The following is a 17,466-nucleotide window of genomic DNA, read 5'->3' as shown; positions in this document are numbered from 1 at the left end:
CCGGGACGATGCGGGCAGGGCCTCGGGCGGCCCCGGGAAGCCTCTAGGGAAATTCGGAGTCGGCCCTCGTGAGACTGGGCGGGAAACCCCGGCATCTCACCTCGAGAGGTTGACATCCTGATGTCGAACGAGCAGAAGCTTCGCGATTATCTGAAGCGAGCCATCGCCGATCTCGACGAGACGCGCGAGCGACTGCGTGAGGTGAACGACAAGAACCGGGAGCCCATCGCGATCGTCGGCATGGCCTGCCGCTACCCGGGCGGCGCCGACACTCCCGAGCGGCTGTGGGAGCTGGTGCGCGACGGCGTCGACGCCGTCTCCGCCTTCCCCACCGACCGCGGCTGGGACCTCAAGGGCCTCTACGCCGGCACCGGCACGTCCACCGCGGGCACGTCCGCCGACGCCCCGGCCCCCGGCGACCCGGGCGGCGAAGGCGCGGCGTACCCCCGCGAGAGCGGCTTCCTGCACGGCGCGGGCGAGTTCGACGCGGGCTTCTTCGGGATCTCACCGCGTGAGGCCCTCGCCATGGACCCGCAGCAGCGGCTGATGCTGGAGACGGCCTGGGAGGCGATCGAGCGGGCCGGCATGTCCCCGCACGCCCTGCGCTCCACCCGGACGGGTGTGTTCATCGGCGCCGGGCACGGCGGCTACGACACGGCGGCCACGGCTCCCGCCACCGGACAGGTGCGCGAAGACGTCGCGGGTCACCTGCTCACCGGCAACACCGTCAGTGTCGCCTCGGGCCGCATCTCGTACGTCCTGGGCCTGGAGGGCCCGGCCATCACCGTCGACACGGCCTGTTCCTCGTCGCTGGTGGCCCTGCACCTGGCGGTGCAGTCGCTGCGCCGGGGCGAGTGCACGCTCGCCCTCGCCGGCGGCGTCACGGTCATGGCCACCCCGCAGATGTTCGCGGAGTTCGGCCGCCAGCGCGGCCTGGCCGCAGACGGCCGCTGCAAGCCCTTCTCGGCCGCCGCCGACGGAACGGCGTGGAGCGAGGGCGCCGGTGTCCTCCTCGTCGAGCGGTTGTCCGACGCCCTGCGCAACGGCCATCCGGTACTGGCCGTCGTACGCGGCTCCGCCGTCAACCAGGACGGCGCCAGCAACGGCCTCACCGCACCGAACGGTCCCTCGCAGCAGCGCGTCATCCGGCGGGCACTGGCCGACGCGGGCCTGGCCGCCACCGACGTGGACACCGTCGAGGCGCACGGCACCGGCACCCGGCTGGGCGACCCCATCGAGGCCACCGCACTGCTGGCCGCCTACGGCCAGGGGCGCCCGGCGGACCGGCCACTGCTCCTGGGCTCGATGAAGTCCAACATCGGCCACACCCAGGCCGCCGCCGGTGTCGCGGGCGTCATCAAGACCGTGCTCGCCATGCGCCACGGCGTGCTGCCCGCGACCCTGCACCTGGACGAGCCGTCCCCGCACGTCGACTGGTCGGCGGGCAGCGTACGGCTGCTCACGGACGAGACCGCCTGGCCCGCGGCGGACGACCGGCCGCGACGGGCCGCCGTCTCCTCGTTCGGCGTCAGCGGCACCAACGCCCACGTCATCCTCGAACAGCCACCGACCGCGCCGACCGCTTCCGACGACAGCCCCGGCAGCTCCCCCGCCTTCGACAGCTCCGGGGCGCTGCCGTGGCTCCTCTCGGCGAAGACGGCCGACGCACTGCGCGACCAGGCTGTACGCCTTGCCGAACACGTGCGCGCCCGAACGGAGTTGGGCGTCACCGACATCGCCTTTTCGCTCGCCACCACGCGGGCCCCGCTGGAACACCGGGCCGCGATCGTGGCCGATGACCGGGCGGGCCTGCTGGCGGGCCTCGACGCTCTGGCGGAGGGCGGGGGAACGTCGTCGTCCGCGGACAAGGGCCCCCTGGCGATGCTCTTCACCGGTCAGGGGTCGCAACGCCTGGGCATGGGGCGTGAGTTGTATGCCCGTTTCCCGGTGTTCGCGTCGGCGTTCGACGCGGTGTGCGCGGAGCTGGACGTCCCGGTGCGGGAGGTGGTGTGGGGTGAGGACGCGGAGGCGCTGAACCAGACGGTGCACGCGCAGGCAGCGCTGTTCGCCGTGGAGGTCGCGCTGTACCGCCTCGTGGAGTCGTGGGGCGTGAAGCCGGACTTCGTGGCGGGTCACTCCATCGGTGAGGTGGCTGCGGCGCATGTGGCCGGGGTGTTCTCGCTGGCCGACGCGTGTGCGCTGGTGGCTGCGCGTGGGCGGTTGATGCAGGCGCTGCCCGAGGGTGGCGCGATGCTGGCCGTGCAGGCGACGGAGGAGGAAGTCCTGCCGCTGCTGGGCGAGTTGGTCTCGGTCGCGGCGGTCAACGGTCCGTCGTCGGTGGTGGTGTCCGGCGCGTCGGAGCAGGTGGAGGCCGTACGGGCCCACTTCGAAGCGCAGGGCCGCAAGACGACCCGCCTCCGGGTCTCGCACGCGTTCCATTCGCCGTTGATGGACCCGATGCTGGACGAGTTCCGTGCGGTGGTGTCGGGGCTGTCCCTCTCCGCCCCCGCGATTGCGATGGCGGCTGGTGCCGAGTCGGTGTGTGATCCGGAGTACTGGGTGCGCCACGTCCGTGAGGCGGTGCGCTTCGCGGACGAGGTGCGGTTCCTGTCCGGCCAGGGTGTGCGGCGGTTCCTGGAGCTGGGTCCCGACGGGGTCCTGTCCGCGATGGCTGCCGACTGCCTGCCCGTAGGCGGCGACGCTGTCCTCGTACCCGTACTGCGCAAGAACCGCGACGAGGAGGCGTCCGCCCTCCAGGCCGTGACCCGGCTCCACGTGGACGGGGTCGAAGTCGACTGGGCCGCGTTCTTCTCCGGCACCGGCGCGCGCGTCGTCGAGCTGCCCACCTACGCCTTCCAGCACCAGCGCTACTGGCTCCCGGCCGACGGCAGGGACCTGCTGCGCGACGCCGGTCCGGCCGTCGCCGCCGACCAGGTGGAGGCGGCCTTCTGGGAGGCCGCCGAACGCGGCGACCTGGCCGCGGCCTCCGCCGTACTCGGCATCGAGGGCGCGCCCGCCGAAGCGTCCCTCGACGAACTGCTCCCGGTCCTCGGCGCCTGGCGCGCCAAGCGGCGCGGCCTCGCCACGATCGAGTCGTGGGCCTACCAGGCCACCTGGACCGCCCTTGACGCCCCCGGTACCGGGCTGCCGTCCGGCTCCGGCTGGCTGGCCGTCGTACCCGACCACCTGGCCGAGGACGAGTCCCTGGCCGCGCTGCTCGCCGGCCTCACCGACCTCGGGGCAGACGTCGAACGGCTCCTCGTGCCCACCGTCGACGACGCCGAGTCCCTCGCCGCGAAGGTCCGTACGGCCCTGGCCGAGGTCTCCGCGGGGCCGGTGTCCGGCGTGCTGTCCTTCCTCGCCCTCGACGAGCGCCCGCACCCCGCCCACCCCGCGGTCCCGCGCGGCCTCCTCGCCACCGCGGACCTGCTGCGAGCCCTGGAGGCAGCGGAGGCGGAGGCGCCGTTGTGGTGCCTGACCCGCGGCGCGGTGTCCGTCGACGGCACGCAGCCGCCGACCGGTCCGCTCCAGGCCCAGACCTGGGGACTCGGCCGGGTCGCGGCGCTGGAGTTCCCGCAGCGCTGGGGCGGGCTCATCGACCTGCCCTCCGCCCCCGACGCGGGCGCGGGCGGCACCGCCGGCGCCCTCGACGGCTGTGACCTCGCGGCCCGGGTGGCCGACGTGCTCGGTGCGGACACCGGGGAGGACCAGGTCGCCGTACGGTCCTACGGAACGTACGGCCGACGCCTCACCCACGACGTCCCCGCACAGGACACGGACCAGTGGTCCGCCCCGCGCGGCACCGTCCTCGTGACCGGCGGTACGGGGGCCCTGGGCGGCCGTGTCGCCCGCTGGCTGGCCGGGGCGGGTGCCGAGCACCTGTTGCTGGCCGGCCGCCGGGGCCCGGCGGCGGAAGGCGTCGGCGAACTGGTCGCCGAACTGGAGGAGACGGGCGTACGGGTGACCGTCGCGGCCTGCGACACCGCGGACCGGGTCGCGCTCGCCGCCCTCCTCGACGCCGTACCCGCCGAGCTGCCGCTTCGCGGAGTCGTCCATGCCGCCGGTGTCCTCGACGACGGCGTCCTGGACGCGCTGACCGGCGAGCGGTTCGAGACCGTGCTGCGCGCCAAGGCGGAGTCCGCCCGGCTGCTCGACGAACTCACCCGCGCCACCCGTGTCTCCCGTACCGCAGAGGAGGGGTGCGAGGGCGGATCGCGGGACGGGCGGGGTGGCATTCCGCAGGATCCGCACGGCAGTGACCCGCACGGCGGCCACCCGCTGTCGATGTTTGTGCTGTTCTCCTCCGTCACCGGTGTCCTCGGCAACGCGGGACAGGCCAACTACGCCGCCGCCAACGCCTACCTGGACGCCCTCGCCGAGCAGCGCCGCGCCGCCGGGCTGCCCGCCACCTCGGTGGCCTGGGGCTCGTGGGCCGACGCCGGAATGGCAGCCGGCGACGACGCCCTCACCCACCGGATCCGCCGCGGCGGCATGACCCCGATGGCGCCCGAACTCGCCCTCGCCGCCCTCCAGCGGGCCCTCGCGAGCGATGCCGCCTGCGTGACGGTCGCCGACATCGACTGGAACACCCTCGGCCCGATCCTCTCGGCCACCCGGCCCAGCCCACTGATCGACGACCTGCCCGAGGTACGGCGACTCGCGGAGACCGCGCGGAACCGGACCGGGGCGGCGTTGCCGCTGCGCGCACGCCTGCTCGCCCTGGCGACCCCCGCCGAGCAGGAACGCGCCCTGAACGACCTGCTCCGCGAAGAGATCGCCCACGTCCTTGGGCACGCCTCCGCGGGCGCCGTCGACGTCAACCGCGCCTTCCGCGACCTGGGCTTCGACTCGCTGACCGCCGTGGAGCTGCGCAACCGGCTCACCGCCCGCACCGGCCTTCGGCTGCCCGCCACGCTCCTGTTCGACCACCCGACGGCCGCCGCGGTGGCCGCGCATCTGCGCGCCGAACTGCTGGACGGCCACACACCCGCCGGGGCCGCCCCGGCCGCCCGCGCCGGGGCGGACGACGAGCCGATCGCGATCGTCTCCATGGCCTGCCGCTTCCCCGGCGGCGTCGGCTCCCCGGAGGAGTTCTGGGAACTGCTCGCCCGGGGCGGCGACGGAGTGTCCGCGCTGCCCACCGACCGGGGCTGGGACACCGAGGGGATCTACCACCCCGACCCGGAGCACCAGGGCACCAGCTACGTCCGGGAGGGCGGCTTCCTCACCGGACTGGCCGGTTTCGACGCCGAGTTCTTCGGGATCTCGCCGCGCGAGGCCCTCGCCATGGACCCGCAGCAGCGGCTCCTCCTCGAAACGGCCTGGGAGACCGTCGAGCGCGCCGGCATCGTCCCCGACACCTTGCGCGGAAGCGCGACCGGCGTGTTCGTCGGCTCCAACTTCCAGGACTACCAGCAGGTTCTGGGCACCGCCGAGGACGACGTCACCGGACACCTGATGACCGGCAACGCGGCCAGCGTGGTCTCCGGCCGGGTGTCGTACGCCTTCGGCCTGGAGGGCCCGGCGGTCACCGTGGACACCGCCTGCTCCTCCTCGCTGGTCTCCCTGCACCTCGCCGCCCAGGCGCTGCGCCGCGGTGAGTGCACCCTCGCCCTGGCGGGCGGCGTCACCGTCATGTCGACCCCGCACATGTTCGTGGAGTTCTCCCGGCAGCGCGGTCTCGCGGCCGACGGGCGCTGCAAGCCGTTCGCGGGCGCCGCGGACGGCACGGGCTGGGCGGAGGGCATCGGCCTGCTGCTGGTGGAACGCCTCTGCGACGCCCGGCGCAACGGACACCCCGTCCTCGCCGTGCTCCGCGGCTCCGCCGTCAACCAGGACGGCGCCTCCAACGGCCTGACCGCCCCCAACGGCCCCTCCCAGCAGCGCGTCATCCGCCGCGCCCTGGCCGACGCGGGACTCGGGGCCGACGAGGTCGACGCGGTGGAGGCGCACGGCACCGGCACCCGGCTCGGCGACCCGATCGAGGCGCAGGCGCTGCTCTCCACGTACGGGCGGGAACGTCCGGCCGACCGGCCGCTGCTCCTGGGCTCGGTGAAGTCCAACATCGGCCACACCCAGGCCGCCGCCGGCGTCGCGGGCGTCATCAAGATGGTCCTGGCGATGCGCAACGGCGTACTCCCGCAGTCCCTGCACATCGACGAACCGTCCCCGCAGGTGGACTGGTCGGCGGGCGCGGTCGAACTCCTCTCCGCCCCCACCCCCTGGCCGTCGGTGGACCGCCCGTACCGCGCGGGCGTCTCCTCCTTCGGTATCAGCGGCACCAACGCCCACGTCATCCTGGAGGCGGCCGCCCCGCCGCAGCCCGCCCGCCCCGTGGGCGAGAGCGGCTCCGACCCCGGGAACAGCTCCACGCCGGACGGCGCGGCCGGTCTCGGGAACAGCTCCGTGCCCGGCGGCGCGGCCGGCTCGGTGAGCGACGCCGCGTCCGGCGGCGAGGCCGGGTCCGGCGCGGGCGAGGCGTCCGTCCTGCCGTACGTGCTGTCCGCCAAGTCCCCCGACGCGCTCGCCGCGCAGGCCGCACGCCTCGCCGTGCACCTGCGCGACGGCGCGGCCGGGACCGGTGACGGCCTGCCGCGCGTCGCACACGCGCTCGCCGCGACCCGTACCGCGATGACGCACCGCGCCACCGTCCTCGCGTCCGACCCCGCCACGCTGCTCGCCGGGCTGGACGCCCTCGCCGAGGGCCGGGGCCAGTCGTCGCCCGCCGTCCGCGAGGGCACGGCGGAGGGCGAAGGCGGCGGCACCGTCTTCGTCTTCCCCGGCCAGGGCTCCCAGTGGCCCGCGATGGCCCGCGGACTCCTCGACACCTCACCGGTGTTCGCCGCCCGGATCGCCGAGTGCGCCGCCGCCGTCGACGCGTACACCGACTGGTCCCTGATGGACGTGCTGCGCCAGGCCGAGGGCGCGCCCTCGCTGGAGCGCGTCGACGTGGTCCAGCCGGTGCTGTTCGCCGTCATGGTGTCCCTTGCGGAGCTGTGGCAGGCGCACGGCGTGCGCCCCGCAGCCGTCGTCGGCCACTCCCAGGGCGAGATCGCCGCCGCCTGCGTGGCCGGCGCCCTCACCCTGGACGACGCCGCCCGCGTCGTCGCGCTGCGCAGCCGGGCCCTGACCGCCCTGTCCGGGCAGGGCGGCATGGTCTCCGTCGCCCGTCCCGCCGACGAGGTGCGCGCCCTGCTGGCCCCCTGGGGCGAACGGCTGTCCCTCGCGGCCGTCAACGGCCCCTCCTCCGCGGTCGTCTCCGGAGAGCCCGAAGCCCTGGAGGCCCTGCTCGACGCCTGCGCCCGGGACGGCGTACGGGCCAAGCGCATCCCCGTCGACTACGCCTCGCACTCGGCCCAGGTGTCCCGTATCGAGAAGGAGTTGCACGCCGTACTGGCACCCGTCGCGCCGCGTGCCGCGCGCATCCCCTTCTGTTCCACGGTGACCGGCGCCCCGATCGACACCACCGTGCTCGACGGCGCCTACTGGTTCGCCAACCTGCGCGGCACCGTCGAGTTCGAGCAGGCCACCCGCGCGCTGCTCGACGCGGGACACCGCGTGTTCATCGAGGTCAGCCCGCACCCCGTGGTCACCACCGGAATGCAGGAGACCATCGAGGCCACCGGGGCCGCCGCGGCTGCCACCGGCACCCTGCGCCGCGACGAGGGCGGCCCCGACCGGTTCAGGCTCTCCCTGGCCGAGGCCCACAACCACGGCGCGCACGTCGACTGGGAGGTGTTCTTCGAGGCCGTCGGGGTCCCGCGCCCCACCGACCCCCCGACGTTGCCCACCTACGCCTTCCAGCACCGCCGCTACTGGCCGCGCCCGGCCACCGCCGGCTCGGGGGACGTCGCCTCCGCCGGACTCGGCGCCCTCGACCACCCGCTGCTCGGCGCGGCCCTGCCGCTCGCCCTCGGCGGCGAACTCGTCGCCACCGCCCGCTGGTCGCTGCGCAGCCACCCGTGGCTCGCCGACCACGCGGTGGCCGGCACCGTCGTGGTGCCCGGCGCCGCGCTCGTCGAGGTGGCCGTCCGGGCCGGCGACGAGCTGGGCTGCGGCCGGGTCGAGGAGCTGACCCTGCACGCACCCGTCCTGCTGCCCGAACGCGGCGGAATCCAGGTCCAGTTGGCGGTCACCGCCCCCGACGCCGCCGGACTGCGGAGCGTCACCCTGCACGCCAGGCCCGACGACGCACCGGAAGCGGAGTGGACCCTGCACGCCGACGGCACCCTCGCGGCCCCGGCCGCCGATTTCGCCGAAGGCACCCTCCCCGAGGGGGAGTTCACCGTGTGGCCGCCGCGCGGGGCGGAGCCCGTCGAAGAGGTGGACGGACACTACGCGTCGCTGCGCGCCCAGGGCTACGCGTACGGACCGGTCTTCCAGGGCCTGCGGGCAGCCTGGCGGCTCGGCGCCGACGTGTACGCCGAGGTGGTCCTGCCCGAAGCGGGCGCGGCGGACGCGGCCCGCTTCGGCATCCACCCCGCACTGCTCGACGCGGCGCTGCACGCGGCCGGACTCGGCCCGTTGAGCAACTCCGAAGGCAGCACCGGCCTGCCCTTCTCCTGGACGGGGGTCACCCTCCACGCCACGGGCGCCACCTCCCTGCGGGTCCGGCTGCGCCCCGCGGGAACGGACGCCGTGTCGGTCCTGATGGCCGACCCGCTCGGCCGCCCGGTCGCCGCCGTCGACGCCCTCGCGGTACGACCGGTCACGGCCGCCGCCCTCAGCGGTGCGGAAACCGTGCCCCGTACGGTCCGCGACGCCCTGTTCCACCTGGACTGGGCCCCGACGGCGGCGAAGAGCGCCCACCCTCCGACGGACCGGGCCGCCCGCCAGGCCCCCCGCTGGGCCGTCCTGGGTCACCACGGCCCCGCCCACCGGGCCGCCCTCGGCGAGGGCGGCGCCGTCCTCACCCGGTGGGACACCCTGGCCGACGCGGCCGCCGCACTGCCGGAGACCGGCACACCGGACGTCGTGCTGATCACCGGTACCGACGGGACCGCCGACGCGTCCACCGGCCCCGCAGCCGGGGCCGCCCACCTGCTGGAGCGCGTACTGGCCCTGCTCCAGGGCTGGTTGGCGGACGACAGGTTCGACGGATCACGACTGGTCGTCACCACCCGGGACGCCGTCACCCCCGACCCCGGCGGCGCCGTCGGCGACCTCCCCGGCTCGGCCCTGTGGGGGCTGCTGCGGTCGGCGCAGACCGAGCACCCCGGCCGGATCGTGCTCGCCGACCTGGACGACGACCCCGCGTCCTGGCGCGCCCTGCCCCAGGCGGTCGCCGCGGGCGGCGAACCCCAGCTGGCGCTGCGCCAGGGAACCGCGTACGCGCCCCGCCTGACCCGTACCCACGCCTCCGGCGCGCTCCCCGTGCCGCGCGAGGACGGGCCCTGGCGGCTGGACATCCCCGAGAAGGGCAGCCTGGACCACCTGGCCCTGCTGCCCGCCCCGCAGGCGGCCGCACCGCTCGCACCCGGGCAGGTCCGGATCGAGGTCCGGGCCGCCGGACTCAACTTCCGCGACGTGCTGAACGCCCTCGGGATGTACCCCGGCGGCGCCGAGTTCCTCGGCTCCGAGGCCGCGGGCGTCGTCGTCGAAACCGGGCCCGACGTCACCGGCCTGTGCGTCGGCGACCGCGTCTTCGGCATGGTCACCGGCGGCTTCGGCCCGCTGGCCGTCGCCGACCACCGCGTCGTCACCCGGATGCCGGCGGGCTGGACCTTCGCCCAGGCCGCCGCCGCACCCGTCGTGTTCCTCACCGCCTACTACGCGCTGCGCGACCTCGCGGGGCTCGCCGAGGGCGAGTCCGTCCTCGTGCACGCCGCCGCGGGCGGCGTCGGGATGGCCGCCACCCAGCTCGCCCGCCTGTGGGGCGCCGAGGTCTACGGCACCGCCAGCGAACCCAAGCAGCGCCTGCTGCGCGCCGCGAGCGACGGCCTGCCCGCGGATCGCCTCGCCTCCTCCCGGACCCTGGACTTCGAGGAGACCTTCCGCACGGCACGCGAAGGCCGGGGCGTGGACGTGGTCCTCAACTCGCTCGCCGGCGAGTACGTCGACGCGTCCCTGCGCCTGCTGGCCCCGGGCGGGCGGCTCATCGAAATGGGCAAGACCGACGTCCGGGACGCCGCCGACGTGGCACGCGACCACGACGGCGCCCGCTACCGCGCCTTCGACCTCGCCGAGGCGGGCCCCGAGCGGATCGGCGCGATGCTCGCCGATCTCGTCACCCTCTTCGAGGAAGGCGCGCTGCGCCCCCTGCCGGTCACCGCCTGGGACGTCACCCACGCCCAGGAGGCGTTCCGGTACGTCTCCCAGGCCCGCCACACCGGCAAGGTCGTCCTGACCGTGCCCCGCCCGTGGGACCCCGAGGGCACCGTCCTCATCACCGGCGGCACCGGAGAACTCGGCGGCACGCTCGCCCGCCACCTCGTCACCGAACACGGCGTACGGCACCTGCTGCTCGCCGGACGCCGCGGCCCCGACAGCGCCGGCGCGACCGGACTCCGTGCGGAACTCGAAGGATTGGGCGCCTCGGTGACCGTCGCCGCCTGCGACGCCGCCGACCGTACGGCGCTCGCCGCGCTGCTCGGCACCGTGAGCGACGCCCACCCGCTGACCGCCGTCGTGCACGCCGCCGGTGTGCTCGACGACGGCGTGGTCACCGCCCTCACCCCCGAGCGGCTGCACACCGTACTGCGCCCCAAGGCGGACGCCGCCTGGAACCTGCACGAGCTGACCCGGCACCTGGACCTCGCCGGCTTCGTGCTGTTCTCCTCCGCGGCGGGCACGTTCGGCAACGCCGGGCAGGGCAACTACGCCGCCGCCAACACCTTCCTGGACGGCCTCGCCCGCCACCGCCGGACCACCGGCCTGCCCGCCGCCTCGCTCGCCTGGGGCCTGTGGGCACGGGCCAGCGAGATGACCCGGCACCTGGACGACGGCGCGCGCGGCCGCGCCCGCTCCACCGGAGGGCTGCCGCTCGCCACCCGCGACGGGCTCGCGCTGTTCGATGCCGCCCTCGCCGCCCGTCGGCCGCTGCTCGTACCGGTACGCCTGGACCACACCGCCCTGCGCGGCCGTGCACCCGAGGCGCTGCCCCCGATCCTGCGCGGCCTGTTCCGGGGCACGGCCGCCCGGCGCACCGCCGACACCGGTGGCGGCGCCGCGGGCGGCGGTCTGCGGCAGCGGCTGGCCGCGCTGCCCGCAGCCGAACGGCCAAGCGTGCTCGTCGACCTGGTCACCACGTGCGCGGCGGCCGTACTCGGGCACGCCGACGCCGGCCAGGTCCACGCCGGAAAGGCGTTCCGCGACCTGGGCTTCGACTCGCTGACCGCCGTGGAACTGCGCAACCGGCTCGCCGCCGCCGCCGGGCTGCGGCTGCCCGCCACCCTGGTCTTCGACCATCCGACCCCCGTCGCGCTCGCCGCACACCTGGGCGGCCTGCTGACCGACACCGCGCCTGCTCCCGGGACGTCCGCCGCCCCGGCCCCGGCCGCCCCGGACGACGACCCCGTCGTCATCGTCGGCATGGCCTGCCGCTACCCCGGCGACGTCCGCTCGCCCGAGGACCTGTGGACCCTACTGGCCACCGGCACCGATGCCATCGGCGGCTTCCCCACGGACCGCGGCTGGGACCTGGAGCACCTCTACGGTTCCGTCCCCGACCACCCGGACGCCTCCCGCACCCTCGAAGGCGGCTTCCTGCACGGCGCCGCCGACTTCGACGCGGACTTCTTCGGCATCGGCCCGAACGAGGCCACCGCGATGGACCCGCAACAGCGCCTGCTGCTCGAAACGGCGTGGGAGGCGGCGGAACGGGCCGGCATCGACCCCAGGTCGCTGCGCGGCACCCGTACCGGCGTCTTCGCCGGGCTGTCCTCCAGCGACTACCTGAACCGCGGCGCCGAGATCCCCGAGGCACTCGCGGGATACGTCAACACCGGCAATGCCGTCAGCGTCGTCTCCGGCCGTGTCTCCTACGCGCTGGGCCTGGAGGGCCCGGCCGTCACCGTCGACACCGCCTGTTCCTCGTCCCTGGTCGCGTTGCACATGGCCGCCCAGGCGCTGCGGGCCGGCGAATGCTCGCTCGCGCTGGCGGGCGGGGTGACCGTCATGTCCTCCCCGGTGATCATCGTGGACTTCTCCCGGCAGCGCGGCCTGGCCGCCGACGGCCGCTGCAAGCCGTTCTCGGCGGCGGCCGACGGCACCGGCTTCTCGGAGGGCGCCGGGCTGGTCGTCCTCGAACGGCTCTCGGACGCCGTACGCAACGGCCACCGCGTGCTGGCCGTCGTGCGCGGCTCGGCCGTCAACCAGGACGGCGCCTCCAACGGCCTGACCGCCCCCAACGGACCCGCCCAGCAGCGGGTCATCCGCCAGGCCCTCGACGGCGCCGGCCTGTCCGGCGCCGACATCGACGCGGTCGAGGCGCACGGCACCGGCACCCGGCTCGGCGACCCGATCGAGGCGCAGGCCCTGCTCGCCGTGTACGGGCAGGACCGGCCGGTGGACCGGCCGCTGCTCCTGGGCTCCGTGAAGTCCAACCTCGGGCACACCCAGGCCGCGGCCGGGGTCGCCGGAGTGATGAAGATGGTGCTCGCCATGCGGCACGGTCTGCTTCCGAAGTCGCTGCACCTCGACGAGCGGACCCCGCACGTGGACTGGTCGTCGGGCGCCGTACGCGTCCTGGACGAGGCGGCCCCCTGGCCGACGGCCGACGGCCGCCCGCGCCGGGCCGGGGTCTCCTCCTTCGGCATCAGCGGCACCAACGCGCACGTGATCCTGGAGCAGGGTCCGGACGCCGCGCCCCCGGCGTTCGGCAAGGCCCCGGACGCGGCACGGGCCCCGGGGGCGGGTGCCACGGAGTCCTCGCCGACGCCGGAGGCCGCTGGCTCCGGGACGACGTCGGAGGCCGTCGGCTCCGGGACGGCGTCCGGCGATGAGACGGCGGTACTCGCCGGGTCCGGGGCGACGCCGGGCGATTCCGGCGCCGGGACGACGTCGGCGGGCGAATCGGCCGTGCCCACCGGGTCCGGGACGACTCCCGAGGACCCGCCGGGCGCGGTGCGGTCCCCGTCCGCCGGCCCGGTCCTGCCCTGGCTGCTCTCCGCGCGGAGCGCGCCCGCCCTGCGCGGACAGGCGCGGGCCCTGCTCACCCACCTGGACTCCCTCTCCCGCGCGGACACCCTTGCCCCGGGCGGCCCCGCCCTCCCCGGCTCCTCGGCGTCAGGCACCCCTGCCGGTGACCGGCCGACGCCCCTCGACCTCGCCGCCTCCCTCGCCACCCGGCGGGCCGTCCTCGAACACCGGGCGGTCGTCACCGCCGCCGACCCGCAGTCCCTGCGGGCCGCGCTCGCCGCGCTCGCCGAAGGCGTTCCGGCCCCCGGTCTCGTCCAGGGCCGGCACACCTCGGGCCGCGACCGCAAGCCCGTCCTCGTCTTCCCCGGCCAGGGTTCCCAGTGGGTCGGCATGGGCGCCGAACTCCTCGTGCACTCGCCGGAGTTCGCCGCCCGGATCGCGGACTGCGAGCGAGCGCTGGCCCCGTACACGGACTGGTCGCTGACCGCCGTGCTGCGCGGCGACACGACCGCCGCCTCCCTGGGCCGGGTGGACGTCGCCCAGCCCGCCCTCTGGGCGGTCATGATCGCGCTCGCCGACGTCTGGCAGGCCCACGGGCTGCGTCCGGCAGCGGTGGTCGGCCACTCCCAGGGCGAGATCGCCGCCGCCTGCGTGGCCGGTGCGCTCTCCCTCCAGGACGGCGCCCGGGTGATCGCCCTGCGCAGCCGCGCCATCGACGCCCAGCTGTCCGGCCACGGCGGCATGGTCTCCGTCGCCGCCTCCCACGCGGACGTCCTCGACCGCCTCACCGCCTGGGACGGGCGCATATCGGTCGCCGCCGTCAACGGGCCCGGCTCCGTCGTCGTCTCCGGCGAGCCGGACGCCCTCGACGCGCTGATCGACGCGTGCGCCCGGGACGGCGTCCGCGCCAAGCGCATCCCCGTCGACTACGCCTCCCACTCCGCCCAGGTCGAACGCATCCGCGACACCGTGCTCGCCGACCTCGCCGGACTGGAGACCCGCGCACCCCGCATCCCGTTCCTGTCCACCCTCACCGGCGCATGGATCGACGCCGACACCGCGCTGGACGCCACGTACTGGTACGAGAACCTGCGCCGCACCGTCCGGCTTGAGGACGCCCTGCGCACCCTCCTCGCCGAGGGACACGACGTGTTCATCGAGGCCGCACCGCACCCGGTGCTGGCCGCCGCGATCGAGGACACCGTCGCCGCCGCCGAGGCGGACGCACCGGCCCTCGGCTCGCTGCGCCGCCAGGACGGCGGCCCCCAGCGACTGCTGACCTCGCTCGCCGAGGCGCACGTGCACGGCGTACGGGTCGACTGGAGCGGCGCCCTGGACGGCGGCCGGGCGGCCGACCTGCCCACGTACGCCTTCCAGCGGAACCGGTACTGGCTCGACGCGCCCCGCGCCACCGCGGGCGGCGCCCCGGCGGACCCGGCCGGACTCGACACCGTGGTCCGCCTCGCCGACGGGGACGGTTCCCTCGTCCTCAGCGGCCGGATCGGCGCCGCCACCCACCCGTGGCTGGCCGACCACACCGTGCACGGCGACACCGTCGTGCCGGCCACCGCCCTGCTCGACTGGGCGGTCCGCGCAGCCGACGAAGCCGGCTGCGCGACGCTCGCGGAACTCACCGAACTGGTGCCGCTGACCGTCCCCGAAGAGGGCTCCACGGAGATCCAGTTGACGGTCGGCGCGGCCGAGGACGGCATCCGCGGCCTGACGGTCCACGCCCGCACCGCCGCCGACGCCGACTGGACCCGCCACGCCACCGGCACACTGACGGAGACGGCTGCGCCCGCAGGTGAACCCTCCGCCCCCCACGTGAACGACCCGCGCCCGAACGACCCGCCCCAGGACGACTGGCGGCCGCGCGACGCCCGGCCGGTCGACACCGAGGAGCTGTACGCCGTCCTCGCCGAGGGCGGTTACGACCCCGGACCGCTGCACCGCACGGTCAGCGCGCTGTGGACCGCGCCGGACGGCGCCATCCTCGCCGAAGTGGCCCTGTCCCGGGACCAGCACCCGGCCGCGGCCGGATTCCGCCTCCACCCGGCCCTGCTCCAGACCGTGCTGGCCATGACCGCCACCCGGAGCGGGACCGGCACCGGGTCCGGTACCGGTATTGGCGGAGCCGAACTGCCCGCGCACTGGCGGGACGTGACCCTCACCGCCGGTGGTGCGTCCGCGCTGCGCGTACGGATCGACCGTGCCCAGGACGGCACGCTGTCCCTGGCCGCCGCCGACCCCACGGGCGCGCCCGTACTCACGGCGACCGTCCTGACCGCCACGCCGCCGACGGCCGCCTCCTCGCACCTCCGGGCGCTGTTCGAGGCCGCCTGGACCGAGCCGGACTGGGCCCGCACCGTACTCGCCGACCCCGCCGGGCACAGTGGCCCCGCCGGCCTTTCCGGCCCCGGCGGCCACAGTGGCCCCGTGGACGCCGACATCCCCGGCGACCCCACCCAGACCTTCGTCGGCCTCCCCGCCCTCCGAACAGCTCTCGAAGACGGGGACTCGAAGCCCTTCGCGGAGACGGTGCTGCTCCGCCTGCCCGCCGCGGCCGACGACCTCGCGGACAGCGCCGACCACACCCCCGTACGGGAGATGCTGCACCTCGTGCAGACCTGGCTGGCCGACCCGCGCTGCGCGGACTCCCGGCTGGTGCTGGTCACCTCGGGCGACGGCGCCGCGCTCACCGACGCCGCCCTGCAGGGCCTGATCCGGTCCGCGCAGGCCGAACACCCCGGCCGGTTCCTCCTCGTCGACACCGACGGCTCCCCGGCCTCCGAGCACGCCCTGCCGCGGGCCGTGGTCGCCGCCGCGCGCGCCGACGAATCGCAACTCGCCCTGCACGCAGGGGCGGTGACGGTGCCCAGGCTCCGGCGCACCGCACCCCCGCAGGGCCCCCCGGCCCTCCCGGTCCAGGAGTGGGACCCCAACGGCGACGGCACCGTCCTGATCACCGGAGGCACCGGAACCCTCGGCGCCCTCGTCGCCCGCCACCTGGTCACCGAGCACGGCGTACGGCACCTCGTACTCACCGGACGCCGGGGCCCCGCGGCCCCCGGCGCAGAGCAACTGCACGCCGAACTCACCGGTCTCGGGGCGACCGTGACCCTCGCCGCCTGCGACGCGGCCGACCGCGAAGCCCTCGCCGGGGTGCTCGCCGCCGTACCCGCCGCGCACCCGCTCACCGCGGTGGTCCACGCGGCGGGCGTCCTGCACGACGGCCTGCTGGAGAACCTCACCGCCGAGGACCTGGAGCGGGTCTGGCACCCGAAGGCCACGGCCGCCATGCATCTGCACGAGCTGACGCGCGACCTGAAACTGTCCGCCTTCGTCCTCTTCTCCTCCTTCTCCGGAGTCGTCGGAGGCCCCGCCCAGGCCAACTACGCCGCCGCCAACTCCTTCCTCGACGCACTCGCCCGCCGGCGGCGCGACCAGGGCCTCGCCGCGGTCTCCCTGGCGTGGGGATACTGGGGAGATTCCAGTGGAATGACGTCCAGTCTTGACCCCGTGGACGTCGCCCGCTTCGCACGCTCAGGAATGCTGCCGCTCTCGGCAGGCCAAGGACTCGGCCTGCTCGACGCCGCCGCGACCGTCGACCGTGCCCTCCTGGTCCCCGTACGCATCGACCCGCGGGCCCTCGCGACGGCAGGCCGCATCCCGGCACTGCTGCGCGGGATCGCTCCGGTACGGGCGGTACCGCGGAGGTCCGCGGCCACCGTGCCGGACCCGGCCGCCCCCGAGCCGGGAGCCGCCGCGCCGGACGGCGGGTTCGCGGAACGGCTGGCCGGACTGAGCGGGGCCAAACGCGACGCGCTGCTGCTCCATCTGATCACCGGCCACGTGGCCGCCGTGCTCGGCCACGGCTCGGCCACCTCCATCGAGGCCGAACGCGGCTTCCTCGACCTGGGCATGAGCTCCCTCACCGCCGTGGAGCTGCGCAACCGCCTGAACGACGAGACCGGGCTGCGGCTGCCGACGACGGCGGTCTTCGACCACCCCACCCCGCTCGCCCTCGCCCGGCACCTGGGCGCCCGCCTGGCTCCCGCCGAAGGCACGGAACCCGATGACGCCCTCTTCGCGGAACTGGACCAACTCGAGAGGTCCCTCACGGCCCGCGCCGCCTCCGCACTGGACGCGGACGGCCGAGCCCGTCTGGCCGCCCGCCTCAGAGCACTGCAATGGAAGCTCGACGACCCCGCCGGGACCGCCCACGACGGGGAGGCGGACGACACCGAGAACGACGCCGACCTCGAAGCGGCCGCCACGGACGACGAGATGTTCGACCTGATCGACAAGGAACTCGGCCTCGCCTGACCGAGCCGGCCGCCCGGCCCGGCCGAGCCGCCCACCGGCTCGCCGGACCGGGCCGGTCGAACA

Annotated in this window: 1 protein-coding gene; it reads left to right on the top strand. The window is 75.6% G+C overall.

The window, feature by feature from the left end; all coding sequences use genetic code 11:
• The first annotated feature begins 117 nt into the window (after window positions 1-117).
• Window positions 118-17,403 (top strand): type I polyketide synthase, encoded by a 17,286-nt coding sequence (locus tag ACIP93_RS24665; RefSeq protein ID WP_401762037.1) that lies wholly within the window; start codon window positions 118-120, stop codon window positions 17,401-17,403.
• Window positions 17,404-17,466 lie beyond the last annotated feature (63 nt).

This window comes from Streptomyces sp. NPDC088745 (genome assembly GCF_044751045.1).
Taxonomy (GTDB): domain Bacteria; phylum Actinomycetota; class Actinomycetes; order Streptomycetales; family Streptomycetaceae; genus Streptomyces; species Streptomyces cremeus.
The sequence above is the reverse complement of the archived record's forward strand: the minus strand, read 5'-3'. Positions and strand labels throughout refer to the sequence as shown.